The sequence below is a fragment of the Phycicoccus jejuensis genome (assembly GCF_000720925.1).
Taxonomy (GTDB): Bacteria; Actinomycetota; Actinomycetes; order Actinomycetales; family Dermatophilaceae; genus Phycicoccus; species Phycicoccus jejuensis.
In genome coordinates, this window is the sequence record NZ_JOEE01000002.1 from 461,115 (window position 1) to 485,353 (window position 24,239).

Consider the following 24,239-nt stretch of genomic DNA (forward strand, 5'->3'; position numbering starts at 1 on the left):
CTCCCACCCCCGGCTCTTCCCCACTGATTGCGAGTTGAGCCGCTCGACACGCCGCCGGACGGCGTGTCGAGCGGCGGAACTCGCAAGAAGTCGATGGGTGAGGGTTGGGGGACGAAGGGGTCCGGTCAGCCGTAGGTGTCGCGGGGGCCGCGGCCGTCCTGCACCCGGTGCCGACCGCGCGACCAGGTCGGCGCGCTCGGGCCGACGACGCGCAGCTCGGTGACCGTGCCCTCGCCGACCTCGTCGGTGAGCCGGGTCATCAGCGTGTTCTCGAGCAGCCGCAGCTGCGTCGCCCAGGCGGTCGAGTCGGCCCGGATGGTGAGGACGCCGTCGACGAAGTCCGTCGGCTGGCAGTGCGCCGAGATGTCGGGCCCGACGATGCCGGGCCACCGGCCGATGACCGAGCCGACGGCGACGTCGGCGCCCCAGCCCCGGTCGTTGACGAACCGGTCGATCTGGTCCGACAGCAGCTGCGGGTCTCGGCCCGAGCGCTTGCCGCCGCCGGGGATGTCCTTCGCGCGGCGGCGCGGCTTGAGGCCCGGTCGCAAACCCTTCGCCCGGGCCGCGGCGCGGGCGCGGGCCAGCGCCTCGGCCGCCGCGAGCCCCTCCTCGACCTCGGGCGCCCCGTCGGCGGCGAACCCGGAGGTGGTGTCGTCGCCGTCCTCGACCGGGAGCTGCGGCGTCGGCGCTCCGGACGGTGGGGCATCCGGGCCCTGGTCGGGCTGCTTCCCCCGAGAACCTGTCGCTTCCCCGGGGAACGGTTCCCGGGGAGAGCGCGGCCGTATCGGGTCACCCGATACGCGTGGGTCAGGAGGGGTCGGCACCGTCGGCCTCCGCGACCTGCTCGCCTTCGTCCACGCCGTCGCCGTCGTCCTCGCTCACGGTGTCGACCTCGCTCGCAGTGTCGTCCTCGCTCGCGCCGTCGTCCTCGGCAGCGCCGGCGGGCACGCCTGCCGCGGGCTCCTCGTCGGTCTCGACGGTGCCGAGCGTGACCCTGCGCGTCGCACCGGCGAGCGAGGCCGGGACGTCGGCGGGGACCGCGGCCGTCACGAGCACCTGCTCGGCGTCGGCGACCATCGCGGCCAGCCGCTCGCGGCGGCCTGCGTCGAGCTCGGCGAAGACGTCGTCGAGGACGAGCACCGGGTCGTCGCCGAGGTCGGTGCGCAGCAGCTGGAAGGCCGCGAGCCGCAGCCCGAGCGCGAACGACCAGGACTCCCCGTGGCTGGCGTACCCCTTGGCCGGCAGCTCCCCGAGGGTGAGGAGCACGTCGTCGCGGTGGGGCCCGACGAGGCAGACGCCCCGCTCGACCTCCTGGTCCCGCACCTCGGCGAGGCTCGCGACCACCTCCTCGTGCAGCTCGGCGACCTCGGGCACCTCACCGGCCGCGATGCGCCCCGCCGTCGCCTCGCGCAGGGAGGAGCGGTAGGCGACCCGGGCGTCCGACTGCCCGTTGCTCACCTCGTCGTAGGCCTTGGTCAGGTACGGCCCGAGGTCGCGCAGGAGGCGAAGCCGTGCGTAGAGCAGCTGCGAGCCGACCCCGGCGAGCTGCTGGTCCCACACCGACAGGGTGTGCAGCGCGCTCGCCGCCTCCGACGCCGGGTCGAGCGCCTCGGCGCCCGGGCGCGGCCGCCGCCCGCGCGCCCGGCGCGAGAGGTAGGGCTGCGCGGACTTGAGGAGGGCCGAGCGCTGCTTGACGATGCGGTCGTACTCCTGGCGCACCCCGGCCCACCGCGGCTGGCGCGCGACGAGGAGGTCGTCGAGGAAGCGCCGGCGCTCGCCTGGGTCGCCCTTGACCAGGGCGAGGTCCTCCGGCGCGAAGAGCACCGTGCGCAGCGTGCCGAGGACCTCGCGCGGACGGACCGGCGAGCGGTTCAGCCGTGCCCGGTTGGCGCGGCCGGGCGTGATCTCGAGCTCGACCATCGTCTCGCGTCCGTCACGGACCACCGCGCCGCGCACGACCGCCCGCTCGGCGCCGAACCGGACGAGCGGGGCATCCGTCGCCACCCGGTGGCTGGAGAGCGAGGCGAGGTACCCGACGGCCTCGACGAGGTTGGTCTTGCCCTGCCCGTTCAGCCCGACGAGGGTCGTCACGCCCGGCCCGAGCGGGAGCTCGGCCCGCTCGTAGCTGCGGAAGTCCCCGAGGGAGAGGTGCCGGACGAACACTCCCCGAGACTAGTGCGCGGCCCGCCGCGGTATCACCGGGCCGGTGCCGTGCCTCCTCCCGCCGAGCGCACCGGACGCCCCGGTGCCCGCACCCAGGAGGCACGGATGACCCATCCCTCGCTCGGCACCAGCCGCCGCACCCTCGTCGGGGCCCTCGGGCTCGGAACCCTCGGCACGCTCGGCCTCGCGACCCCGGCCACGGCGCAGGCCGCCACCCCGGCCGGGCTCGTCGTCCCGCCGGACGCGCTGGCCTCCGGCGGCTGCGACCTGTACCTCGTCGCGGACGGCATCACGGGCGACTCGCAGGCCGAGCGCTTCCCCGGAGCCGTCGAGCTGCTCGCGCTCGACTGGGGTGTCAAGGCCACGCGCACCACCACCGGCGCCGGCTCCTCCGCCGGCCGGCCGGTCGCCGGCGATGTTCGGCTCGCCGCGTTCTCGTCGTCGGCCTCGCCCCAGCTGCTCCGGCGGCTCGTGACCGGTCGGACGATGCGCAGCGCCGTCGTCCACGTCGTGCGGACCGGCGAGAACCCCGTCGAGACCATGACACTGGCCTTCACCGACGTCGTGCTCACCGGCTACGAGGTGATGTCGAGCGCCGGCCTGCCGGTCGACGTCGTGTCGTTCGCGATGGGCGGGGTCACCGAGACCTGGACGCCCCGGAACCCCGACGGCTCGACCGGTACGCCGGTGTCCGTGACCTGGGACCTGCGCTCCGGCCGAGTGGCCTGAGCCCCCGCCCCGCGGCGGCAGGTGTCAGAGGTCGGTGCGCTTGGCGGCCGACTTCTTCGCGGCGGCCTTGCGGGCGGTGCCCTTCGTCGCGGCCTTCTTGACGTCCGCGGCACGCTTGGCCGGCGTGCTCGTGGCGTCCTCGCCGCCGCGCAGGGCCTCGCCCTCGGCGACGGTCATCACCTGGTGGCCGCCGAACTGGCCGCGCAGCGCGGCGACGGCCTGCATCGAGGGGGAGGTGTGCTGGCGCGAGGCGAACCGGGCGAAGAGCGAGGCCGAGATGACGGGCATCGGCACGCCGAGCTCGATGGCCTCCTCGACCGTCCAGCGACCCTCGCCGGAGTCGACCGTGTAGTCCGAGACGTCCTCGAGGCTCGGGTTGTCCTCGAGCGCGGCGACCATGAGGTCGAGCAGCCAGGAGCGCACGACCGTGCCGCGGCTCCAGGCCTTGAAGGCCCCGGGGACGTTCTCGACGATGTCCTTCTTCTCGAGCAGCTCGTAGCCCTCGGCGTAGGCCTGCATGAGGCCGTACTCGATGCCGTTGTGGACCATCTTCGTGTAGTGCCCGGCGCCGACCTTGCCGGCGTGGACGAAGCCCTCGTCGCGCGGACCCTCGGGGCGCAGCGCGTCGAAGATCGGCATCGCCTTCTTCACGTTGGCCGCCGTACCGCCGACCATGAGGCCGTAGCCGTTCTCGAGGCCCCAGATGCCGCCGGAGACGCCGCAGTCGAGGTAGCCGATGCCCTTGGCCTTGAGCAGCTTCTCGTGGACGGCGTCGTCGGTGAACTTGCTGTTGCCGCCGTCGATGACGAGGTCGCCCTTGTCGAGGAGGTCGGCGAGCTTCTCGATCGTCTCGGTCGTCGGGGCGCCGTGGGGGACCATCACCCAGACCACGCGCGGGCCCTCGAGCTGCTTGACCATGTCGGCGAGCGAGCGGGCGTCCGACACCTGGCGGTTGCGGTCGTACCCGACGACCTCGTGGCCCGCGCGGCGCAGACGCTCGCGCATGTTGCCGCCCATCTTGCCGAGGCCGACCAGTCCGAGCTGCATCCGAAGGCTCCTTCGTCGAGGTGTCGCAGGTGTCCGTCCCGAAGGCTACGCCGCCCGCCACCGGCCCGGTGGGGGCGGCTGCGGGTCAGGACGCGAAGCGGACCGGCATGAGGACGTACCGGTACGAGGTGTCGGCCTCGCCGTCGGCGCTCTCCTGGCCGCTGAGTACGGCCGGGCGCGAGGCCTGCGTGAACGAGATGCGCGACCAGTCGGTGCCGACGACGCCGAGGCCGTCGAGGAGGTACTGGGGGTTGAAGGCGATCTCGATATCGGGGCCGGTCAGGGCGCACTCGACCGCCTCGGACGCCTGGGCGTCGTCACCGGTGCCGGCCTCGATGGCCACCTGGTCGCCCGAGAAGCGCAGGCGCACAGGGGTGTTGCGCTCGGCGACGAGCGCGACGCGCTTGACGGCCTCGACGAGCTCGGCGGTGCGGACGACCGCGTCGGTCTCGGAGCTCGTCGGGAAGATCGAGGACACCTTGGGGTACTCGCCGTCGAGGAGGCGGGTGGTCGTGCGGCGCCGGCCGGCCTCGAAGCCGGCGAGGCCGTCGCCGCCCGCGGTGGCGCCGAGGGCGACGTCGATGGAGCCGGCGGCGCCGAGGCTGCGGGCGGTCTCGCTGAGGGTGCGGGCCGGGACGAGGACGACGTGGCTCGCGTCGGTCGCCGTCGGGTTCCAGGTCAGCTCGCGCATCGCGAGGCGGTAGCGGTCGGTGGCGAGCAGCGTCATCTTGTCGCCCTCGACCTCGACCCGGACGCCGGTGAGGATCGGGAGGGTGTCGCCGCGGTCGGCTGCGACCGACACCTGGGCGACCGCCTGGGTGAAGAGGTGACCGTCGACCGACCCGGTGGGCTCGGGCGAGCTGGGGAGGGTCGGGTAGTCGTCGGCGGGCATCATCAGCAGGCTGAAGCGGGAGGCCCCGCACGTGACCTGGACCTTGCTGCCCTCGGCGACGACGTCGATCGGGCGGTCCGGCAGGTTGCGCGAGATGTCGGCGAGGAGGCGCCCGAGCACGAGGACGGTGCCGGCCTCGGAGACCTCAGCCGCGACAGTGACCCGGGCGGAGACCTCGTAGTCGAACGCCGAGAGGGTCAGGGTGCCGTCGTCGGAGGCCTCGAGGAGGATGCCGGCGAGCACCGGGACCGGCGGGCGCGCGGGCAGGCCACGGGCCACCCAGGTGACCGCCTCGGCGAGGACGTCGCGCTCGACGCGGAACTTCACGGCTACCACCCTTGTCCGGCGCGGACCAGCCGCCCCTGTCGTGCATCGGAGACCACACCGCACCGGCTCGGGACGCGCGACGGCGCCTCCCTCACGCGGGCGGGGTCCCTGACACTAGTGCACGTCCTCGGAGCGCACCATCCGCTCTGAGCGGGTGCTCGAGTCCATCCTCGAGAGGTCGGGCCGGGGGTCGCCGTCCCCAGCATCTGGTCGGGGCGGACAGGGTGATTGAGGGATCTCGTCGTCGTGGTCGGAGGTGTGGATCCTGTGGACGGCGGGGCGTCGGCGCAGGTCATCGGCGCGGCGCGCGGTGTGGACGGACCGTGGACCGGTCGTGGAGAAGATCAACCGTCGTGTTGACGACGAGACCGCGTCCACAGGGCGTCCACGGGGGCGTCATCCGTCGTCCACGGCGTCGGGGCCGTCGTCCACAGTCGTCCACAGGCCTTGTGGACAAACCGTGGCGTGCGGGGCGTCGTGGCGGGGGTGGGGGCGAGTTGTCCACAGGCTTGTACCCAGCGGTGGATGACGCAGGGCCGGGTCGGGCGAACGGGGGGTGAACGACGGGTTCCGCGGCGCGACGCGGGCCAGCGTCCTCCCAGCCTTGGACGAAGGTTATACACCGGTTGTGCACAACCTGTGGAGAACCCTGCGGACGACCGGGGGACGAGGTGTGGACCGGGTGGGGACGGCCGACCGACTCCCGATGACCGCGCACGTGCGGGCTTTCCGTGATCGGGAGCGCGTGCCGACAGCGATAACCCCGCACGTGCGGGCTTTCCGTGGTCGGGAGCGCGTGCCGACAGCGATAACCCCGCACGTGCGGGGTTGGGGAGGTCCGGAACGGGCGCGGACAGCGATAAGCCCGCACGTGCGGGGTTGGGGAGGTCCGGAACGGGCGCGGACAGCGATAAGCCCGCACGTGCGGGGTCAGCAAGGCACGACGGGGCGATGGGACCCCAACGGCGTCGGGGAGGCCGACGCCGGGCGTCAGCGGGACTGCTGCTTGATCCGGTTGGTCAGCTCGGTGACCTGGTTGTAGATGGCGCGGCGCTCGGCCATCAGCTGGCGGATCTTCTTCTCGGCGTGCATGACGGTCGTGTGGTCGCGGCCGCCGAACTGCTGCCCGATCTTCGGCAGCGACATCTCGGTCAGCTCGCGGCACAGGTACATCGCGATCTGCCGCGCCGTCACGAGCACGCGCGAGCGGGACTGGCCCTGGAGGTCCTCGATCGTCAGCCCGAAGTAGGCCGCGGTCTGGGCGATGATCGTCGCCGGCGTGACCTGGCTCGTCGAGTCGTCGGGGATGAGGTCGCGCAGGACGATCTCGGCGAGGCTCATGTCGACCGGCTGGCGGTTGAGGCTCGCGAAGGCCGTGACGCGGATGAGGGCGCCCTCGAGCTCGCGGATGTTCGTCGAGATCCGCGAGGCGATGAACTCGTGCACGTCCTCGGGCACCGACAGGCGCTCCTGGATGGCCTTCTTGCGCAGGATGGCGATGCGCGTCTCGAGGTCGGGCGGCTGCACGTCGGTGAGCAGGCCCATCTCGAAGCGGCTGCGCATCCGCGCCTCGAAGCCGGTGAGCAGCTTCGGCGGCACGTCGCTGGTGATGACGACCTGCTTGCCGGCGTTGTGCAGGGTGTTGAACGTGTGGAAGAACTCCTCCTGCGTCTGCACCTTGCCCTGGAGGAACTGGATGTCGTCGATGAGCAGCACGTCGACGTCGCGATAGCGGCGCTGGAAGTTGGCCGCCTTGTCGTCGCGGATGCTGTTGATGAAGTCGTTGGTGAACTCCTCGGAGTTCACGTACCGCACCTTGACGTGCGGGAAGAGGTTGCGCGCGTAGTGCCCGATGGCGTGCAGCAGGTGGGTCTTGCCCAGCCCCGAGTCGCCGTAGACGAAGAGCGGGTTGTACGCCTTGGCCGGCGCTTCGGCGACCGCGACCGCCGCGGCGTGCGCGAACCGGTTGCTCGCGCCGATGACGAAGGTGTCGAAGGTGTACTTGGGGTTCAGCCGCGTCAGCTCGATCTGCTCCGGCACCTGCGCACCCGGGCGCGGCCGGCGCATCCCGGGGACCGCGACGAGGTCGCGGCCGCCGCCGTCCTGGTCGGCGTGGGCCGTGGCCAGGCCGGCGGAGTGGTCGGTGCCGTCGCCGTCGTCGTCGAGCTCGAGGTCGTCGATCTGCTGACGGCGGTCCGCGGCCCGCGCCTCGTGCCCGTCGTCGCCGACGCCGTTGGACGTCGGCTCCCCGACCTCGCCGAGGGTCGGGTCGACGGTCACCGCGAGGCGGACGTCGCGCCCCAGGCGCTCGCCGAGGCTCTGCGTGACACGTTCGCGCAGCCGGGTCTCGACGATGTCCTTCGTGAAGTCGTTCGGCACGGCGATGAGGGCGGTGTCGTCGAGGAGGCCGACGAGGCGGGCGAGTGAGAGGAAGGCCCGCTGCTGGACCGGGATCCCGTCCTCGTCGAGCGCCTCCAGCGTGGCCTGCCACACCTGGGTCATCGTCGCGTCCGGCACGTGGTTCCCGTCCTTCCGATGCCCTGGTGGTGGTCGCGGCGCCGGTCGGCACTGCGTGGGAGGGATGGTCGTCCACACGATTGTCCACAGCCTGTGGGGACATCATGGTGCGGTCGACGCCGCCGGAGTCGTGCTCCGCGTGTGTCGTGCCGCGCCCGCCCGATGCTCCGTGCGATGGTAGAGCGTGGTGCGGGTCCGGCGGTACCCGGCCGTGGGTTTGGTCGGTGAGCGGCGCCTCGGGTACCTTGGGGGGGCCTGTTCCGGCCGTTTTCGCATGCCCGCGAACGCTGCTCCCGAGCACGTCGTGGGTCTCCGACTGCGGCCGACCAGGCCGTCTTCCCAGCCCCCGGGCCGTCCGGCCCGACACCGCGAAAGAGATACATCGTGAGCAAGCGGACCTTCCAGCCGAACAACCGCCGTCGCGCCAAGACGCACGGCTTCCGTCTGCGGATGCGCACCCGTGCGGGTCGCGCCATCCTCGCCGCCCGGCGTCGCAAGGGTCGCTCCGAGCTCTCGGCCTGAGGTCGACCGGTGCTGCCGGCGCCGAACCGTCTGCGTGAGCGGGCGGACTTCGCGTCGGCGGTCCGCGGCCGGGGGACGACCCGGGCCGGCTCGAGGCTGATCGTGGTGCATGCCACCCGGACCGACGCGCGCGCGGGATGCCCGCCGCGGGTCGGTTTCGTCGTGTCACGGGCCGTCGGCAACGCGGTGGTGCGCAACCGGACGAAGCGCCGGCTGCGTCACCTCGTCGCCGCTCGCCTCGCGGGTGTGCCGGCCGGTGTCGACCTCGTCGTCCGGGCCAACCCCGCCGCCGCCGAGGCCTCCTCCGCGGAACTGGGGGGTGCGCTCGACACGTTGGTGCACAAGGTGGTCGGTCGGGTCGGAGGTGCCTCGTGAGCGTCGGACGCCTCCTCGCCGCGCCCCTGGTCTGGATGATCCGCGGCTACCAGCGGTTCATCAGCCCCCTGCGTCCGCCGACCTGCCGGTACTACCCCTCGTGCTCGCAGTACGCCGTGACCGCGCTCCAGCGGTTCGGCCCGCTGCGCGGGTCGTGGATGGCCGTGCGTCGGATCGGTCGCTGCCACCCGTGGACCCCGGGCGGGGTCGACCACGTGCCGGACCGCGACCCGGTGACCGGTGCTCCGGTGGCCGGCACGACCGGGCCCAAGCCGTACCGACCGAGCACGGGCCCGGCGAGCCCGTCGCACCCCTGACCCCCGTCACGACCGTGACCCCACACGCCGGCTGAGGCCGGCCCAGCGAAGGACATCATGGGCGACCTGTTCAACAGCATCCTGGCCCCGATCGAGTGGCTCGTGGCCTGGATCATGTACGGCTTCCACGAGGCCCTGACGACGATCGGGCTGCCCGCGGCGTCCGGCTGGACGTGGGCCCTGTCGATCGTCGGGCTCGTGCTCGTCATGCGCGCCGCGATGATCCCGCTGTTCGTCAAGCAGATCAAGGCATCGCGCAAGATGCAGCTCATCCAGCCCGAGCTGCAGAAGATCCAGAAGAAGTACAAGGGCAAGTCCGACCCCGAGTCCCGCCAGGCGATGACCCAGGAGACGATGGAGCTGTACAAGAAGGAGGGGACCAACCCCTTCAGCTCGTGCCTCCCGATCCTCGTCCAGTCGCCGTTCTTCTTCGGTCTCTTCCGGGTCCTCAACGGTCTCGACGAGCTCGCGGCCGGCACCGGCAGCGCCGCCAGCATCGGCCCGATCACCAAGGAGGTGGCCGCTCAGGCCGAGAAGGCGTCCATCTTCGGCGCCCAGCTGTCCGACACCTTCCTCGGGGCGAACAACCTGTCGACCCAGATCGTCACCGTCGTCCTCATCATCCTCATGTCGGCGACGACGTTCCTCACCCAGCGCCAGCTGATGACGAAGAACATGCCGCAGTCGGCGCTCGACAGCCCGTTCGCCAAGCAGCAGAAGATGCTGCTCTACATCTTCCCGATCATCTTCGCCGTCTCCGGCGTCAACTTCCCGATCGGTGTCCTCGTCTACTGGTTCACGACCAACGTCTGGTCGATGACGCAGCAGTTTTATGTGATCCGCCGGATGCCGGCGCCCGGCTCGGCCGCCGAGCGGGCCTACCACGCGCGGCTCGCGCGCAAGGGCAAGCCGGTCCCCGGCGCCGCGGCGGTGGCCGCCGAGGCCGAGGTCGAGGACCAGACGATCGTCGGTCAGCGGGTCCAGCCGAAGTCCAAGAAGCGGTCCAAGGGCAAGAAGTGAGCACTGCGTCGGGCACCTCGGTGCCGTCGACGCCCCACGACACCGGTACGACGTCCCACACGGAGGGCACACACATGAGCGAGAACACGACCGAGGGCACCGCCCCCACCGCCGACGAGACCACGCCCCTCGCGGCGGAGCTCGGCGCGGCCGAGACCGCCGGCGCGGTGACGCCGGGCGAGGCCACGACGGACACCCCCGGGGGTGTCCAGCACGAGACGTCCGCGGACGCCGCGAACGCCACCTCGGACGACGCCGACGGCGGCGCCGACCCAGCGGGCGACGAGACGGCGGCCCCGGCGGCCGGCCAGCGCCGCCCGGCGCGACGCCAGCAGCTCGAGCGCGAGGGTGAGGTCGCAGCCGACTTCCTCGAGACCCTCCTCGACATCTGCGACCTCGACGGGGACCTGGACGTCGACATCGACGGCGACCGCGCCGCGGTGGCGATCGTCGACAGCGAGGAGGGTCGCGTGCCGCGGCGCCTCGTCGGTCAGGACGGGCAGGTGCTCGAGGCCCTCCAGGAGCTGACCCGCCTCGCCGTGCAGAGCGAGACCGGTGAGCGCAGCCGCCTCATGCTCGACGTCGCCGGCCACCGCGCCGGCCGTCGCGCGGAGCTCGTGCGTATCGCCAAGGAGGCCATCGCGACGGTCCAGAGCTCCGGGGAGTCCGCCTCGCTCGAGCCGATGTCGGCCTTCGAGCGCAAGGTCGTCCACGACGAGGTGCTCAGCGCCGGGCTGCACAGCGAGTCCGAGGGCAGCGAGCCCCGCCGCTACGTCGTCATCACGGCGTCCTGACCGACGAGGACCCCCCGGTGGAGCAGGACGAGCGTCCTCTCACGCCACCGGCCGCACCCACGGGTGCGGCCGCGGTGTTCGGTGACCGACTCGCCCTCGCCGAGCGGTTCACCGCGATCCTCGCCGACACGGGGGTCACCCACGGGCTGATCGGGCCGCGTGAGGTGCCGCGGCTGTGGGAGCGACACGTGCTCAACTGCGCCGTCATCGAGGACGCGTTCCCCCACGGGGCGTCCCTCGTTGACGTCGGGTCCGGCGCCGGCCTCCCGGGCGTCGCCCTCGCGGTGGCGCGTCCGGACCTCGACGTCCACCTCGTCGAGCCGATGCTGCGGCGCACGACGTGGCTCGCCGGTGTCGTCGAGGACCTCGGGCTGGAGAACGTCACCGTTCACCGGGGCCGCGCGGAGGAGCTGGCCGGCTCCGTCTCCGCGCCGTGGGTGACGGCGCGGGCGGTGGCCCGCCTCGACAAGCTCGCGCGCTGGTGCGTGCCGCTCCTCGCGGACGGCGGGATGCTCGTCGCGATGAAGGGCCGCAGCGCCAGCGAGGAGCTGGACGAGGACCGCCGCGCCCTGCAGCGCCTGGGCCTGGAGGCGGCGCGCGTCAGCGAGCACGGGGGTGCGGTGCTCGACGAGCCGGTCCTCACCGTCGACCTGCGGTTCCGGTCACAGCCGGCCAAGCCGGCGCGCGCGACGACGGCAGCCCGCCGTCGCAGCGCCAAGCGGCCCCGCACCTGACCCGCCGCGCCGCGCGGTGAACGAGCGGCGCGGCCGGGGGGCGGCCTGTTCCACGTGAAATCGGCCGGGGGGCGGCGTGGCTCACGTGAAACGTCGGCGCCGACACCGCAGGTCGTGCGGAGCGCGGGCGATGGCCGGTGGGGACCGGGACCATGGGACAGCCGCCACCACCGACGCCGGGGTGTCGTCGGCCGCTCGGAGCCTCTGTCAGCGGTGCCGTGCTCGCACCCGCCTCGGCTGGTCGACCGACCGGGTGCTCGGTCCGCCCGCAGGGGAGCGGCGGTGCCACGGTACCGAGCGTCGAGCGCTTGTCGTGGGTCCGGGCGCACAGCGCGACCAGGGTCCAGCGGCACGGCCCCGTGACTCGACGCCACCCCGTAGGTGCCGGCGACAGCACGGTGGCGTCATGACTCGACCGGAGCCACGGGTGGGCCCGGCCCGGCCTGTTCTGCCTCGAGGTTCGTGCAGCACGGGGGTGGACGCGGGGAGCCACCGTCATGACTGCGAGCGGGCACCCGGCGTCCTCGTCGACGACAATCTCCCCGCGGTCGACGACCGGGCGACGTCCACCGCCGGTGGTCAGCCCACGTGAGCGGCCACGGTGACCTGGGTGAGCTGTCGAGTGGAGGCGGCAGCCCGGTTCGGCGCACACCAGGTCGCACGATCCTGCGGAACGCGTTTCACGTGAAACGCGCCTGCCTGTCGACTGGCCGTCCGTGAAGGCACCGCGCCCACGGGCAACCGTGCCCGAATCAGGTATCTAGAGCGGATGTGGACGGACCATCGGGCGGTCCGCAGTGACTGGTCGCGCGCCACCCGGCCGCCGAGGCGATCGGGCGGCGGCGCGATCACGGGGCCCAGTGGCAGCACCTTTCCGAGAGGGAGATCAGTACTGCACCATCACCATTGACGCCGTTTCACGTGAAACAAGGATGCCCTCAGCAACACGCCGTGCTTGGCGGTGCTGGCACAACACCGTGCCGCGGCTGATCGTCGTCGACGACGATGGCCACCAGATCGGCAGGAGACCGAAGGGACCCCGGGCGGGTCACTGCTCACGTTTCACGTGTAACAGCCCATCAGGCCGATCGCAGACGGCACGCGGGCTCACGACGCGAAGGCGTTCGTCGACTCCCCGTGCATGACAGGAGAGCCTGCCCCGAGTCGGGGCACGGAGACGTCTATGTGTGCTCCGCTGTTTCACGTGAAACACGGAACGACGTCCGGGCTGAGGAGGTCGAGTGAGCCGGGCCTCGACGACGACCCGGTGGGGGCGCAGTCGACGCAAGCGCACATCACGCGGCGTCGCCAGCGACGTGGTCGACGCCCGCCGGCCCCATGAGCCATCGGACGGAGGAGCCCACCGGCGCGACACCTCTGGAGCAGGCACGCTGTCCACAGGTTTTCCACCGCGGCCGGCCACCGCTCCTGCGGACGAGAACGACCGCAAGCCCGCGCCACGACAGGGTTTTCGGGGGCGTGAGCCACGCGAACGACCCCTCGCATGAGTGGTTGTCCACCGGGTCGTCCACAGCCTCTGCTCGCTTTGGCGTGTCGACCCCCCGTGGGGTTGGATGGGGGCTGAACATGTCGCAGGAGGTACCGGTGAGCTCTGTGCTCAACCCCACGGACGCATCCCGCGTCGTCGACGGACTTGGCTTCCCCCTCGGGGATGTCACGTCGCCCGTCGGCGTCGGGTGGCCCGCCGTTTCACGTGAAACGCCGCAGCCGCCGGAGGAGCAGGCGTCCAGTTCCACGGACCCCGTCGAACCGACCGGACAGGTCGTCGACGCGGAACCCGCCAGACCCGACCACGAGGAGCGAGCCGCCATCGCCGCATCCATCCCGGAAGCCGACGGCAACACGCCGCTCGCCCAGGCCGTCGCCGCGGACGAGCGCAAGCGGGTGACCCTCAGTGGCCGCCCGGTGCCGCGCCCGGCGCAGACGCGTGTCCTGACCGTGGCCAACCAGAAGGGCGGGGTGGGCAAGACGACGACGACCGTCAACATCGCCGCAGCCCTCGCACAGGCGGGCAGCACGGTCCTCGTCATCGACCTCGACCCCCAGGGCAACGCCAGCACGGCGCTGGGGATCGACCACCACTCCGAGGTGCCGAGCATCTACGACGTCCTGGTCGACGGCGCACCCATCAGCGGGGTGGTGCAGCGGTGCCCGGACATCGAGGGGCTGACCTGTGCGCCGGCGACGATCGACCTCGCGGGGGCCGAGATCGAGCTCGTCTCGCTCGTCGCGCGCGAGACTCGCCTGCAGAAGGCGGTCGCCGCCCACGTCGAGGAGCGTGAGGCCGCGGGGGACCGCCTCGACTACGTGCTCATCGACTGCCCGCCGAGCCTCGGCCTGCTGACGGTCAACGCGTTCGTCGCCGCCAACGAGGTGTTCATCCCGATCCAGTGCGAGTACTACGCGCTCGAAGGGCTGAGCCAGCTGCTGAAGAACATCGAGCTGATCCGCAACCACCTCAACCCGGCGCTGCACGTGTCGACGATCCTCCTCACGATGTACGACGGGCGGACCCGGCTGTCGGCGCAGGTCGCGGACGAGGTCCGGGCCCACTTCGGTGAGCAGACCCTGCGGGCCACCGTGCCCCGGTCGGTCCGGATCAGCGAGGCGCCGAGCCACGGCCAGACCGTCATCACCTACGACCCCAACAGCAGTGGTGCGCTGTCCTACCTCGAGGCGGCCGTCGAGCTTGCCGAGCGTGGCGCCGCCGCCCCGACGACGGAGGAATCCGCATGAGCGAGAAGCGTCGCGCCCTCGGGCGAGGCCTGGGCGCCCTCATCCCCGCGCAGCCGGCCACGGACCGCCCGGTCGACGTGTTATTCAAGGACCGCGACGGTGGCGTGACCACCGACGAGCGGCCGGAGGCGACGGGCCCGACGCCGACGCCCTCCACCCCGGACGACGCGGTGGCCCCCGCCGCCGAGGCCGACGGCCTGGCCCCCGTGCCCGGCGCCCGCTTCGCGGAGATCCCGCTCGACGCCATCCGGCCCAACCCGCGGCAGCCGCGCACCGTGTTCGACGAGGACGAGCTCGCCGAGCTGGTCCACTCGATCACCGAGATCGGTGTCCTCCAGCCCGTCGTCGTCCGCCCCGTGCCGGACGCCGGGCCCGACGACGAGGTCCGCTTCGAGCTCATCATGGGCGAGCGGCGCTGGCGCGCCTCGCGCGAGGCCGGCAAGGACGTCGTCCCGGCGATCGTGCGAAGCACCGACGAGGACGACCTCCTGCGCGACGCGCTCCTGGAGAACCTCCACCGCAGCCAGCTCAACGCGCTCGAGGAGGCCGCCGCCTACCAGCAGCTGCTCGACGACTTCGGCTGCACGCAGGAGGAGCTCGCCACCCGGATCGGCCGCTCGCGGCCGCAGATCAGCAACACGCTGCGCCTCCTGCGCCTGCCCCCGCTCGTCGCCCGCCGGGTGGCGGCCGGGGTGCTGAGCGCCGGCCACGCTCGGGCCCTGCTCGGCCTCCCCGACGCCGCCGCCATGGAGCGGCTCGCCCAGCGCATCGTCGCCGAGGGCCTGTCGGTCCGCACGGTCGAGGAGCTCGTCGCGCTCGGCGAGGGTGAGGCCCCGACCCGGCGCAGCGCGCCGCGGGCCGGCTCCCGGCGTCCGCAGCTCGACGACCTGGCCGCCGACCTCTCCGACCGCCTCGACACCCGGGTGCGCATCGCCCTCGGGCAGAAGAAGGGCCGGCTCACGGTCGAGTTCGCGTCGGTCGACGACCTCAACCGCATCCTCGAGCTGATGCGCCTGCGCGGCGAGATCCCGGCCTGACCCCGGCGAATCTGGTTCTGCCAGAACGCTGCTGAGAACGACGAAGCGGCCCCGGACCTGATGGTCCGGGGCCGCTCCGTGCGTCTGGGCGCGTCAGCCGAGGAACTGCTCCAGCTCGCGGAGCAGGACGGGCTTCGGGCGGGCGCCGATGATCGTCTTGACGATCTCGCCACCCTGGTAGACGTGCATCGTCGGGATGCTCGTGATGCCGAGCTGGCCCGTGATGCCGGGGTTCTCGTCGGTGTTGAGCTTGACGACGGCGACCTTGTCGCCGTGGTCGCGCGCGATCTCCTCGAGGACCGGGGCGACGGCGCGGCACGGACCGCACCACTCGGCCCAGAAGTCGACGAGGACGGGCTTGTCGTTCTTGAGGACGTCGGCCTCGAAGGTGGCGTCGGTGGTGCTGCTCACGGCTCCCATGGGAGTTCCTTCCGGGTGGTGCGGGTGGGGTCTGCGGGACGAGGTGGTGACTCGAGGATGCCGGTGGGGTCCGACACCCGACGGATCAGTGGGCGAGGAACCGCTCGGCGTCGAGGGCTGCGGCGCAGCCGGAGCCGGCGGCGGTGATGGCCTGGCGGTAGGTGTGGTCGACGAGGTCGCCGCAGGCGAAGACGCCCGGGACGTTGGTCTTGGAGGTGCGGCCCTCGGTGAGGACGTAGCCCTCGGCGTCGAGGTCGACCAGGCCCTTGACGAGCTCGTTGCGCGGGTCGTGCCCGATCGCGACGAAGAGCCCGGTGGCGGCCAGCTCGCGGGTCTCGCCGGTCACGGTGTCGCGCAGGGTGACACCGGAGACCTTGGACTCGCCGTGGATGGCGTCGACGGCGCTGTTCCAGGCGAAGTGGATCTTCTCGTTGGCGGTCGCGCGCTCGGCCATGATGCGGCTGGCGCGCAGCTCGTCACGGCGCACGACCACGGTGACGGACCGGGCGAACTTCGTGAGGAAGGTCGCCTCCTCCATCGCCGAGTCGCCACCGCCGACGACGACGATGTCCTGGTCGCGGAAGAAGAACCCGTCGCAGGTGGCGCACCACGAGACGCCGTGGCCGGAGAGGCGCTTCTCGTCGGGCAGGCCGAGCTCGCGGTAGGCCGAGCCCATCGCGAGGATGACGGCCCTGGCGCGGTACTCGTTGCCCATGCCGTCGCGGACGAGCTTGACGTCACCCTCGAGCTCGACGTGCTCGACGTCGTCGGTGATGATCTCGGCCCCGAAGCGCTCGGCCTGGGCACGCATGTTCTCCATGAGGTCCGGGCCCATGATGCCGTCACGGAAGCCGGGGAAGTTCTCGACCTCGGTCGTGTTCATCAGCGCGCCGCCGGCGGTGACCGAGCCCTCGATGACGAGCGGCTGGAGGTTGGCGCGGGCCGCGTACACGGCGGCGGTCCAGCCGGCCGGGCCGGAGCCGATGATGATGACGTTGCGGACGTCCGAGGTCACGGGACACATCCCCTTGTGGTGCGAGCGGGTGGACACCGCAACATGCGGTGCGATTCGTTGAACCGATCCTAGGGCCGCGCTGTTCCCGACACGCCCGCGCCCCGCCGGACGGCCGCGCGCGGAGCGTCAGCCGACGACGAGCGGACCGGTGAGGACGTGGGCGGCGGCCCGGGTGCAGTCCCGCTGGACCGCCCAGACCGTGCGACGCCCCGACTCGGCCGTCGCGACGAGCACCGCGGCCGGCATCCCGTCGACGGTCGCGAGATCGACGACGACGGTGTCGGCGTCGGGGACGTCGAGCCCCTCGGCGCAGGCCCGCGCCCCGGCCGCGGTGGCGAGCACCCCGAGCGACGCGGTCGGGCCGCCGCCGTCCTGGGCCTCGACCTGCGCCTTGGCGGTCGGGGACGCGGTCGGCGCGTCGGTGGCGTCGCGTCCGGTCCGGTCCCACGGCAGGCCGCGCACGACCTGAATGGACAGGTCGGCGCTCGCGTAGCTGCGCCCGCTCTCGAGGACGACGACACCCAGGTCGTCGTCGTCGGCGAGGAGGGCGGACCCGTCCTCGGGGGACGTCTGCGGCGCGGCGCCGGAGCCGGCGCTGTCGGAGGACCCCCCGGCGAGGCCGAGGCTCGCGGTGACGCCGCCGTCTCCCATCGTCTGCAGGACCACCCCACCGAGCCCGAGGACGGCGAGGACGGACGCGGCGACAGCGACGAGCTGCCAGCGGGAGCGCCGGCGCAACGGGACGACGACGTCGTCCGGCGCGGCCGGGCGGCGCTCGGGTCCGGCGGCCGGGTCCTGGAGGGCCCGCGCCTCCGCCGCGAGGGCGGCCTCGATGCGGGCCACGAGGTCGGCGGGCATCGGACCGGGCTCGGGGAGCGAGCCGAGGAGGGCGCGCATCCCCGTGGGGTCGTGCTCGACCGGGTCGGTCTCGTCGTGGGGGTGGCTCACGAGCTCCTCCGGTCGGTGGCGTCCGGGACGCGGCAGGTGGGGCGGGGGGACGGCGCGCAGGATGCGGGCCAGGGCTGTGACGTCACGTGGCCCCCTGCGGTTCCGTCGCGTCCGAGCTTCCTGCGGAGGGACGCAGCATCGCGGCGAGGGCCTCGCGCCCCCGGAAGCACCGTGACTTGACGGTGCCCTCCGCGACCCCGAGGACCACGGCGGCCTCGGCCACCGGCATCCCGTGCATGTCGACGAGGACGAGGGCGCTGCGCTGCCCCTCGGGCAGGCGCGCGAGGGCCTCCCGGACGACGAGCGCGGTCTCCGTCGAGGCGTGGTGGTCGTGCCGGTCGGGCAGGTCGAGCTCGCCGAGGTCACCGGCGCGCCGGACGGACACCTTCTCGCGGCGGAGCCGGTCGAGGCAGGCGTTGACGACGATGCGGTGCAGCCACGTCGTGACGGCGGCGTCGCCCCGGTAGGCGTCGGCGCGGCGGAAGGCCGAGATGAAGGCCTCCTGCACCGCGTCGGCCGCGAGCTCGCGCTGCCCGGTGGTGCGCAGCGCGACGGCGTACATCCGGTCCCGGTGCCGGCGGAACAGCTCGCCGAACGCCTCGGCGTCCCCCGCGACGTGCCGCGCCAGCAGGGTGGCGTCGTCGGGGTCGGCCGGCTCCGGCACGTTCACGCGCGGACCCGTCACCCGGTGACGACGACCTCGTCGAGCCACGCCCGACGCTTGCCGTCGGGGTCCGCGTGGAGGCCGGTGTACCAGACGATGATGTACTGCCCGCTGACCTTCTCGGGGACGGGGAACTCCAGGGTGCCCTTGGCGTCGGTCTTCTCACCGATCTTCGTCGCGCCGTCGCGGGTGGCGTCCGGCCCGACGTACACCTCGAGGTCGACGTCCTGCGGGACGACGAGCTCGACGTTCTGCGGCTTCTTGTTCGGCCCGAGGTCGACGACGAGGCCGAGCCCCTTCTTGAGCCCACCGAAGGCGTCGGTCCGGTAGTTCTCGGAGAACCACCCGGTCGAGGTGTCGCCGTCGTAGGTCTTCGGGGTGAGGTTGTCGTTCTCGGAGCCGTCGCCCTCGGGGTCGTAGGCCTCGACCTTGAGGATGGCGAGCGGCTCGGGCTCGCCGCTGTCCGCGCCGTCCCCCTCGTCGCTCGACGCGCTCGCCGACGGGCTGCGCGAGGCGCCGCCGGTCGGGCTCGTCGCGATCGGCCCGTCGAGGCCGAGGTTGGTGTTGGCGCCGATCCGGCGGATGCCCGCGATGCCGATGACGAGGGCCACGACGAGGAAGGTGATGATGATGCCGATGGCCAGCTTCGACTGGTCACGGGTCAGCGGCTCGGCCGGCACGAGCGGGGAGAGCAGGTCGTCGTCGGCGTCGGGGTCGCGCCGGGTGTCCGGCGAGAGCTCGGTGACCTTGTCGACGGCGCGGCGGGCGAAGGAGCTCACGCTCGTCCCGACCGAGGTCATCGCGGCGGTCACGGCGGCGCCGGACGCGGCCGCGCGGCCCGGTGCGTCGTCGTCGGAGCGGGCGTCCTCGGGGGAGCCGTCGGCCGGCTCGCGGTCCGCGGTCTCGTCGACGGCCCACGCGGGGGGCGTCGGCCGCTCGACGACCCGGGTCACCTCGGTGTCGTCGACGTCCCGCGCCGGGTCGGCGGTCTCGGGGTCGGACTCGTCGGCCTCCGGGGCCTCGGTGGACGCGGGCTCGTCCTCGACCGGCTCCTCGACGCCGACCGGCTCCGGCAGCACCGGTGCGGGCACGGGCACGACAGGACGGCCGACGACCTGGCGCGAGGGCCACGGCGCGACCTGCGACGCGTAGTCGCCGGGGGAGGTCGGGCCCTGGTCGTCGGAGAGGGTGAGGCGGCAGAGGGCGTCGAGGTCGCGCGGCACACCGGCCGCGATCTCGGACGGTGAGGCGACCCCGCCGGGCACGCGGGGGGCAGCGGCGAGGCCGGAGGCACCGGCTCCGAGGGGCCACAGGCCGGTCAGCCCGGCGTAGGCCAGGGCGACGACCCCGACGGCGTCGCGGCGGGCGGCGTCGTCCGGCTCCAGGCCGTCCTCGCCGGCGCGCACCCCGGCGACCTCGAGGCCGCGCAGGCGCACCTCGCCGTCGCTGGTGCGCAGGACGTCGTCCGGGGTGAGGTCGAGGTGGTGCATCCCGCGGCCGCGGGCCGACTCGAGCGCGGCGGCGACCTCGCCGGTGATGCGGCGGACCTCGTCGCCGGGGACCCCGCCGTCGGAGACGAGCTCGGCGAGGGTGCGGGCCTCGGGGAGCTCCTCCTCGACGAGCCACGCGACCTCGTCGTCGCGACCGACGTCGAGGACGCGCAGGAGGACCGGGTGCGTGACGGAGCCGGCGCGGCGCGCGGCGTCGAGGAAGGCGGCGGCGCGGTGGTCGTCGGCCGGGACGACGAGCACGGACACCCGTCGCCCGAGCGTGGTGTCGTCGGCGAGCCAGCGCTCGGTGCCGCGGTCCTGCGCGACCCTCTGCTGCGCCGTGTACCTGCCCCCGAGCACGGTGCCGGGTCCCACACCCCTCACCGCGGGCTCCTTCCGTCGTCGGTCACGGCGGCCCGCCGCGGCGTGCGGCGGGGTCCGTCCATCGTAGGGGGTCGCCTCAGCGACGGCGCAGGCCAGGCAGGCGGCGCGCGACGGGCGCGAGCAGGCGCCCGACCTCCTCGACCCCGAGCGCGTGCGCGACCCCCCACGTGACGGCGAGCTCGACGACGCCCGCGACACCGAGCACGAGCGCGCCGAGGAGGAAGGTGTGCAGACCGCGCTCGGTGCCGAAGTCCGGGAAGAGCGCGTGGATCGCGAGGCCGAGCAGCGCGGCGGTGACGACCGCGGGGACACCGACCCGGACGTAGACGCGGGCGGCGCCGCGCAGCCCGATGCGCCCGTGCTGCCGGCGCAGGACGAGCCATCCGACGACGGCGCCGACGACGTAGGCGCTGGTCTGCCCGAAGGCGAGGACGGTGGCGGTGCGCTGCGGGGCCAGGGTCGAGGCGAACCAGGCGACGGCCATCGAGATGCCCGTGACGACGCACTGCGTGCGGAAGGACCAGAAGGTCTGCTGCTGCGCGTAGAAGACGCGGTCGTTGAGGTAGACCCAGCCGAGCGGGAGGATGCCGCCGAAGAGGCCGACGAGCACCGCGGCGATCGCCTGCGTGTCGGAGAGCGGGTTGCGGAAGAACAGGGTGGCCGTGACGACGGGCACGGTCGCGAGCACGAGGGCGACGACCGGCAGCAGCAGCGGCGCGGGCATCCGCAGGCCCTGCTCGTGGTGGCGCATGACGGTCTCGTGGTCGCCGCGGCTCGCGGCCTCCGACAGCTGCGTGTAGAGCGCCGTGACGAGGCTGACGGTGACGATGCCGTGCGGCAGCATCATGAGCAGCTGGGCCGGGCTGAAGGCCGCGATGCCGGCCGCGGGCAGGCCGAGCGCCTTGCCCTTGCTCGCGGCGTCGGTGAGGACCTGCGTCGTGACCCAGAACCCGAGCTGGACGACGACGATCGAGCCGAAGCTCCACTTGGCGACGTCCGAGACGCCCTCGAAGCCGTGCCCCTTGAACCCCCAGCGCGGGCGGTAGCGGAAGCCCATCCGCCGCAGCGGGGGCACGAGGGCGGCGGCCTGGAGGACGATCGACAGGGTCGAGGTGCCGGCGAGGATCGCGACCATCTGGGGGGTCCAGGCGCCCGGCTCGGCGCGCACGGGCAGGCCCGCGACGACGAACCAGCCGAGACCGGCGATGGCGACGACGTTGGCGACGAGCGGCGCCCAGGTGAAGGCGGCGAAGCGGCCGTTGGCGTTGAGCACCTGGCCGAAGATCGTGTAGAGCCCGTAGAAGAGGATCTGCGGCACGCAGACGAAGGCGAAGACGGTGCCGAGCTGGAGGGCCTGCGCGTCGTTGGTGTTGAAGTACAGGCGCACGAGCAGCGGCGAGGCGAGCGTGAGGACGACCGTCGCGACGACGAAGAGGGCGATGGCGGCCGTGATGAGCCGGTTGACGAAGTCCTCGCCGGCGTCGGGCCGGGTGCGCGCCCGGATGATCTGCGGCACGAGGACGGCGTTGAGCGTCCCGCCGGCGAGCAGCAGGTAGAGGCTGTTGGGCAGCGTGTTGGCGACGGTGAAGGCCTCGGCCGCGAGCCCGGTGCTGCCGATGACCGAGGTGAGCAGGAGAGCGCGGAGCATCCCCGCCAGGCGGCTGGCCAAGGTGCCTGCGGCCATGACGGCTCCGGAGCGGCCCACGCTGGGGGCCGTCGCGTTCGTCGTGCTCACCCGGCGTCCCCGGCGAGGCGCTGCCACGCGAGCCGGGCGATCCGTCGCTCGTTGGGGAAGGTCAGGTGCCGGTGGGCGTCCTCGAGGGGCAGCCACGCGACGTCGATGGCCTCGTGGTCGGGGTCCTTCTCGATGGTGAGGTAGCCGCCGGTCGCCTCGAGGAGGTAGTGGTGCACGTACTTGTGGATGCGCCGGTCGCCGGCCGCGAACCAGTAGTCGATGATGCCGAGCTCGATGAGGACGCGGCCCTCGATGCCGGTCTCCTCCTCGACCTCGCGCACGGCGGTCTCGGGCAGCGTCTCCTGGCCCTCGATGTGGCCCTTGGGGAGGCACCACTCGACCCGGCCGGCCCGGTTGCGGCGGGCGATGACGGCGATCCGGGCGCGGCCCTCGTGGACGTCGACGACGACGCCGCCCGCGCTGCGCTCCTCGACCGCCGGGAGCCGGCGCGGCGGTGACCCGGCGGGGTCGGCTGCTGCGTGGCTCATCTGGTCACTGTAACCACTGGGGCACCTCCCGGCCGGGTCGTCGGGGCCCCCGGTGCGGTGCCCGCCGAGGGTCCTCCGGACGGGGCGGCGGCGGCGCGCCCCTAGGCTTGACCCTCGTGTCCGACCGTCAGCCCCCGGCCGCGCTGCTCCGCGAGGCCGTCGCCCACCTCGCCCCCGCGCTGCCCGTGCTCACCGACCTCGGGCAGCGCTTCGCCGCGGCCGGGCACGACCTCGCGCTCGTCGGCGGCCCGGTCCGCGACGCCTTCCTCGGCCGGACCTCGAACGACCTCGACCTGACGACCTCGGCCCGCCCGGACGACACCGAGGCGATCCTCGCGGCCTGGGGCAGCGCGACGTGGGACATGGGCCGCGCCTTCGGGACGATCGGCGCCCGCCGCGGCGACGTCGTCGTCGAGGTGACGACCTACCGGGCCGACGCCTACGACGGCGTCACCCGCAAGCCGGTCGTGGCCTTCGGTGACACCCTCGAGGACGACCTCGTGCGCCGTGACTTCGCGTGCAACGCGATGGCGCTGCGGCTCCCGGACCTCGCCTTCGTCGACCCCCACGGTGGCCTCGAGGACCTCCAGGCCCGCGTGCTGCGCACCCCGACCACCCCGGAGGTCTCGTTCGGCGACGACCCGCTGCGGATGATGCGCGCCGCCCGGTTCGTGTCGCAGCTGGGCTTCGTCCCGGCGCCGGAGGTGCTGACGGCCATGCGCGACATGGCCTCCTCCATCGACATCGTGTCGGCGGAGCGGGTGCGCGACGAGCTCGTCAAGCTGCTCATGGGGGCCCACCCCCGCGCGGGCCTCGAGCTCCTCGTCCGGAGCGGCATCGCGGCGATCGTCCTGCCCGAGCTCCCCGCCCTGCAGCTCGAGGTCGACGAGCACCACCGGCACAAGGACGTCTACGAGCACTCGATGACCGTCCTCGAGCAGGCCATCGACCTCGAGGGGCCGGCCGACGGGCCGCCGGAGTCGGTGCCGGGGCCGGACCTCGTCCTGCGCCTGGCCGCGCTCCTGCACGACATCGGCAAGCCCGCGACCCGGCGCTTCGAGGATGGCGGCGGGGTGTCCTTCCACCACCACGAGGTCGTCGGTGCCAAGCTCAGCGCGAAGCGGATGCGGGCGCTGCGCTTCGACAAGGAGACGACCAAGGCCGTGGCCCGGCTGGTCGAGCTGCACCTGCGCTTCCACGGCTACGGCGACGGCGCCTGGACCGACTCGGCGGTGCGCCGCTACGTCACCGACTCCGGTGACCTCCTGCCCCGGCTGCACCGCCTGACCCGCGCGGACTGCACGACGCGCAACGTCAAGAAGGCGCGGCGCCTGTCGCGGGCCTACGACGAGCTCGAGGAGCGCATCGCCCGCCTGCTGGAGGAGGAGGAGCTCAAGGCCGTCCGGCCCGAGCTCGACGGCCACGAGATCGCGCAGGCCCTCGGCATCCGACCCGGGCCGGTGCTCGGGCGGGCCTACCAGTTCCTCCTCGCGCTGCGGCTCGACGAGGGGCCGGTCGGCCCGGAGGTCGCCCGCGAGCGGCTGCTCGCGTGGTGGGCGGAGCAGCCGGAGTCGCGGGCCGCGAGTGACGGCTGAGGTTCGGGGTACATCGCCCGGGAGGCCGGGAGCCGCCGCACTCAGTGCGATGGGGCCCGTCGCGGTGCTGGGGGACCAGACGGCCAACGGTGACGCCGAGAGGGGTCGCCGTGATGGCCGCCCTGCTCGGTCAGGACCACCGGGGCGTCGTGCCTGGGCTCGAACCCTCCGACCACACGGCAAGAAGGCCGCCACGCCGGACGCCCCGCAGCCCTCGCAGACCACGCAGGCCGGTACCCCCGCGGGCAGCGGCACCACGGGCGGCACGG

General features: G+C 73.2%; 22 protein-coding genes. 10 read left to right on the forward strand and 12 right to left on the reverse strand.

Annotated features, from left to right (window positions below; genetic code table 11):
- Positions 1 to 125: 125 nt before the first annotated feature.
- Together IG69_RS0106130 and recF are read right to left on the reverse strand one after the other, a co-directional pair.
- Entirely contained in the window at positions 126 to 548 is a 423-nt protein-coding gene (locus IG69_RS0106130; protein ID WP_342666152.1) for a DciA family protein, read from the reverse strand.
- Positions 549 to 807: 259 nt separating this feature from the next.
- Positions 808 to 2,163 carry a DNA replication/repair protein RecF gene (gene recF, locus IG69_RS0106135; RefSeq protein ID WP_084696608.1) on the reverse strand — a complete coding sequence of 452 codons (1,356 nt, stop codon included), beginning with the start codon at positions 2,161 to 2,163 and terminating at the stop codon, positions 808 to 810.
- A gap of 105 nt (positions 2,164 to 2,268) precedes the next feature.
- Here recF and IG69_RS0106140 point away from each other — a divergent pair, with 105 nt between their 5' ends.
- Entirely contained in the window at positions 2,269 to 2,892 is a 624-nt protein-coding gene (locus tag IG69_RS0106140) for an Hcp family type VI secretion system effector (RefSeq protein WP_030527288.1), read from the forward strand.
- A gap of 24 nt (positions 2,893 to 2,916) precedes the next feature.
- Here IG69_RS0106140 and gnd read toward each other — a convergent pair whose 3' ends face one another.
- The 3 genes from gnd to dnaA form a co-directional block, all read right to left on the reverse strand.
- Positions 2,917 to 3,939: a phosphogluconate dehydrogenase (NAD(+)-dependent, decarboxylating) gene (gene gnd / locus IG69_RS0106145; RefSeq protein ID WP_030527289.1), complete on the reverse strand. Its 1,023-nt coding sequence runs from the start codon at positions 3,937 to 3,939 to the stop codon at positions 2,917 to 2,919.
- A gap of 85 nt (positions 3,940 to 4,024) precedes the next feature.
- Complete coding sequence (gene dnaN / locus IG69_RS0106150; protein WP_030527290.1) at positions 4,025 to 5,158, reverse strand: DNA polymerase III subunit beta; 1,134 nt, start codon at positions 5,156 to 5,158, stop codon at positions 4,025 to 4,027.
- A 990-nt stretch (positions 5,159 to 6,148) separates the two neighbouring features.
- Positions 6,149 to 7,660, reverse strand: a complete 1,512-nt coding sequence (dnaA, locus tag IG69_RS0106155) for a chromosomal replication initiator protein DnaA (protein ID WP_030527291.1) — start codon at positions 7,658 to 7,660, stop codon at positions 6,149 to 6,151.
- Positions 7,661 to 8,059: 399 nt separating this feature from the next.
- Here dnaA and rpmH point away from each other — a divergent pair, with 399 nt between their 5' ends.
- From rpmH to IG69_RS0106195, 8 genes are all read left to right on the forward strand, one after another.
- The gene (rpmH, locus tag IG69_RS0106160) at positions 8,060 to 8,197 is read left to right on the forward strand and encodes a 50S ribosomal protein L34 (protein ID WP_013885212.1); all 138 of its coding nucleotides are present in this window, start codon (positions 8,060 to 8,062) and stop codon (positions 8,195 to 8,197) included.
- Positions 8,198 to 8,206: 9 nt separating this feature from the next.
- Complete coding sequence (gene rnpA, locus IG69_RS22680) at positions 8,207 to 8,572, forward strand: ribonuclease P protein component (protein WP_030527292.1); 366 nt, start codon at positions 8,207 to 8,209, stop codon at positions 8,570 to 8,572.
- Positions 8,569 to 8,889, forward strand: a complete 321-nt coding sequence (gene yidD, locus IG69_RS22685) for a membrane protein insertion efficiency factor YidD (RefSeq protein WP_051750269.1) — start codon at positions 8,569 to 8,571, stop codon at positions 8,887 to 8,889. Before rnpA ends, yidD begins: the two co-directional genes overlap by 4 nt.
- 57 nt (positions 8,890 to 8,946) lie before the next feature.
- Positions 8,947 to 9,909, forward strand: a complete 963-nt coding sequence (gene yidC, locus IG69_RS0106175) for a membrane protein insertase YidC (RefSeq protein WP_030527294.1) — start codon at positions 8,947 to 8,949, stop codon at positions 9,907 to 9,909.
- Between the two features lie 74 nt (positions 9,910 to 9,983).
- Positions 9,984 to 10,703, forward strand: a complete 720-nt coding sequence (locus IG69_RS0106180; protein ID WP_030527295.1) for a Jag family protein — start codon at positions 9,984 to 9,986, stop codon at positions 10,701 to 10,703.
- Between the two features lie 17 nt (positions 10,704 to 10,720).
- Positions 10,721 to 11,437 carry a 16S rRNA (guanine(527)-N(7))-methyltransferase RsmG gene (gene rsmG, locus IG69_RS0106185; protein ID WP_084696609.1) on the forward strand — a complete coding sequence of 239 codons (717 nt, stop codon included), beginning with the start codon at positions 10,721 to 10,723 and terminating at the stop codon, positions 11,435 to 11,437.
- Positions 11,438 to 13,042: 1,605 nt separating this feature from the next.
- Positions 13,043 to 14,194, forward strand: a complete 1,152-nt coding sequence (locus IG69_RS0106190; protein ID WP_281174720.1) for a ParA family protein — start codon at positions 13,043 to 13,045, stop codon at positions 14,192 to 14,194.
- Positions 14,191 to 15,231, forward strand: coding sequence for a ParB/RepB/Spo0J family partition protein (locus IG69_RS0106195; protein ID WP_030527298.1), 1,041 nt, complete (start codon positions 14,191 to 14,193; stop codon positions 15,229 to 15,231). The genes IG69_RS0106190 and IG69_RS0106195 overlap by 4 nt, the downstream gene beginning before the upstream one ends.
- A gap of 93 nt (positions 15,232 to 15,324) precedes the next feature.
- On the opposite strand, the gene trxA is transcribed toward IG69_RS0106195, so the two are convergent.
- From trxA to IG69_RS0106230, 7 genes are all read right to left on the reverse strand, one after another.
- Complete coding sequence (gene trxA, locus IG69_RS0106200; RefSeq protein ID WP_030527299.1) at positions 15,325 to 15,651, reverse strand: thioredoxin; 327 nt, start codon at positions 15,649 to 15,651, stop codon at positions 15,325 to 15,327.
- A gap of 85 nt (positions 15,652 to 15,736) precedes the next feature.
- On the reverse strand, positions 15,737 to 16,675 hold the full coding sequence (gene trxB, locus IG69_RS0106205) for a thioredoxin-disulfide reductase (RefSeq protein WP_030527300.1): 939 nt from the start codon (positions 16,673 to 16,675) through the stop codon (positions 15,737 to 15,739).
- Between the two features lie 117 nt (positions 16,676 to 16,792).
- The gene (locus IG69_RS20040; RefSeq protein ID WP_036829141.1) at positions 16,793 to 17,614 is read right to left on the reverse strand and encodes a hypothetical protein; all 822 of its coding nucleotides are present in this window, start codon (positions 17,612 to 17,614) and stop codon (positions 16,793 to 16,795) included.
- Positions 17,615 to 17,696: 82 nt separating this feature from the next.
- Entirely contained in the window at positions 17,697 to 18,278 is a 582-nt protein-coding gene (gene sigM, locus IG69_RS0106215) for an RNA polymerase sigma factor SigM (RefSeq protein ID WP_030527301.1), read from the reverse strand.
- Between the two features lie 17 nt (positions 18,279 to 18,295).
- Positions 18,296 to 20,152 (reverse strand): protein kinase family protein, encoded by a 1,857-nt coding sequence (locus IG69_RS0106220; RefSeq protein WP_157577381.1) that lies wholly within the window; start codon positions 20,150 to 20,152, stop codon positions 18,296 to 18,298.
- 76 nt (positions 20,153 to 20,228) lie between these two features.
- Positions 20,229 to 21,887: a murein biosynthesis integral membrane protein MurJ gene (gene murJ / locus IG69_RS0106225; protein ID WP_030527303.1), complete on the reverse strand. Its 1,659-nt coding sequence runs from the start codon at positions 21,885 to 21,887 to the stop codon at positions 20,229 to 20,231.
- Positions 21,884 to 22,375 carry an NUDIX hydrolase gene (locus IG69_RS0106230; RefSeq protein ID WP_030527304.1) on the reverse strand — a complete coding sequence of 164 codons (492 nt, stop codon included), beginning with the start codon at positions 22,373 to 22,375 and terminating at the stop codon, positions 21,884 to 21,886. The genes murJ and IG69_RS0106230 overlap by 4 nt, the downstream gene beginning before the upstream one ends.
- Positions 22,376 to 22,491: 116 nt before the next feature.
- Here IG69_RS0106230 and IG69_RS0106235 point away from each other — a divergent pair, with 116 nt between their 5' ends.
- Positions 22,492 to 23,970, forward strand: a complete 1,479-nt coding sequence (locus IG69_RS0106235; RefSeq protein ID WP_030527305.1) for a CCA tRNA nucleotidyltransferase — start codon at positions 22,492 to 22,494, stop codon at positions 23,968 to 23,970.
- Positions 23,971 to 24,239: the final 269 nt, after the last annotated feature.

Bases quoted from the DNA above. Each gene is read 5' to 3' on its own strand.
- dnaA (WP_030527291.1), bottom strand. From the start codon at position 7,660: ATGACCCAGGTGTGGCAGGCCACGCTGGAGGCGCTCGACGAGGACGGG.
- IG69_RS0106230 (WP_030527304.1), bottom strand. From the start codon at position 22,375: ATGAGCCACGCAGCAGCCGACCCCGCCGGGTCACCGCCGCGCCGGCTC.
- yidC (WP_030527294.1), top strand. From the start codon at position 8,947: ATGGGCGACCTGTTCAACAGCATCCTGGCCCCGATCGAGTGGCTCGTG.
- IG69_RS0106180 (WP_030527295.1), top strand. From the start codon at position 9,984: ATGAGCGAGAACACGACCGAGGGCACCGCCCCCACCGCCGACGAGACC.
- gnd (WP_030527289.1), bottom strand. From the start codon at position 3,939: ATGCAGCTCGGACTGGTCGGCCTCGGCAAGATGGGCGGCAACATGCGC.
- IG69_RS0106140 (WP_030527288.1), top strand. From the start codon at position 2,269: ATGACCCATCCCTCGCTCGGCACCAGCCGCCGCACCCTCGTCGGGGCC.
- trxA (WP_030527299.1), bottom strand. From the start codon at position 15,651: ATGGGAGCCGTGAGCAGCACCACCGACGCCACCTTCGAGGCCGACGTC.
- IG69_RS0106195 (WP_030527298.1), top strand. From the start codon at position 14,191: ATGAGCGAGAAGCGTCGCGCCCTCGGGCGAGGCCTGGGCGCCCTCATC.
- trxB (WP_030527300.1), bottom strand. From the start codon at position 16,675: ATGTGTCCCGTGACCTCGGACGTCCGCAACGTCATCATCATCGGCTCC.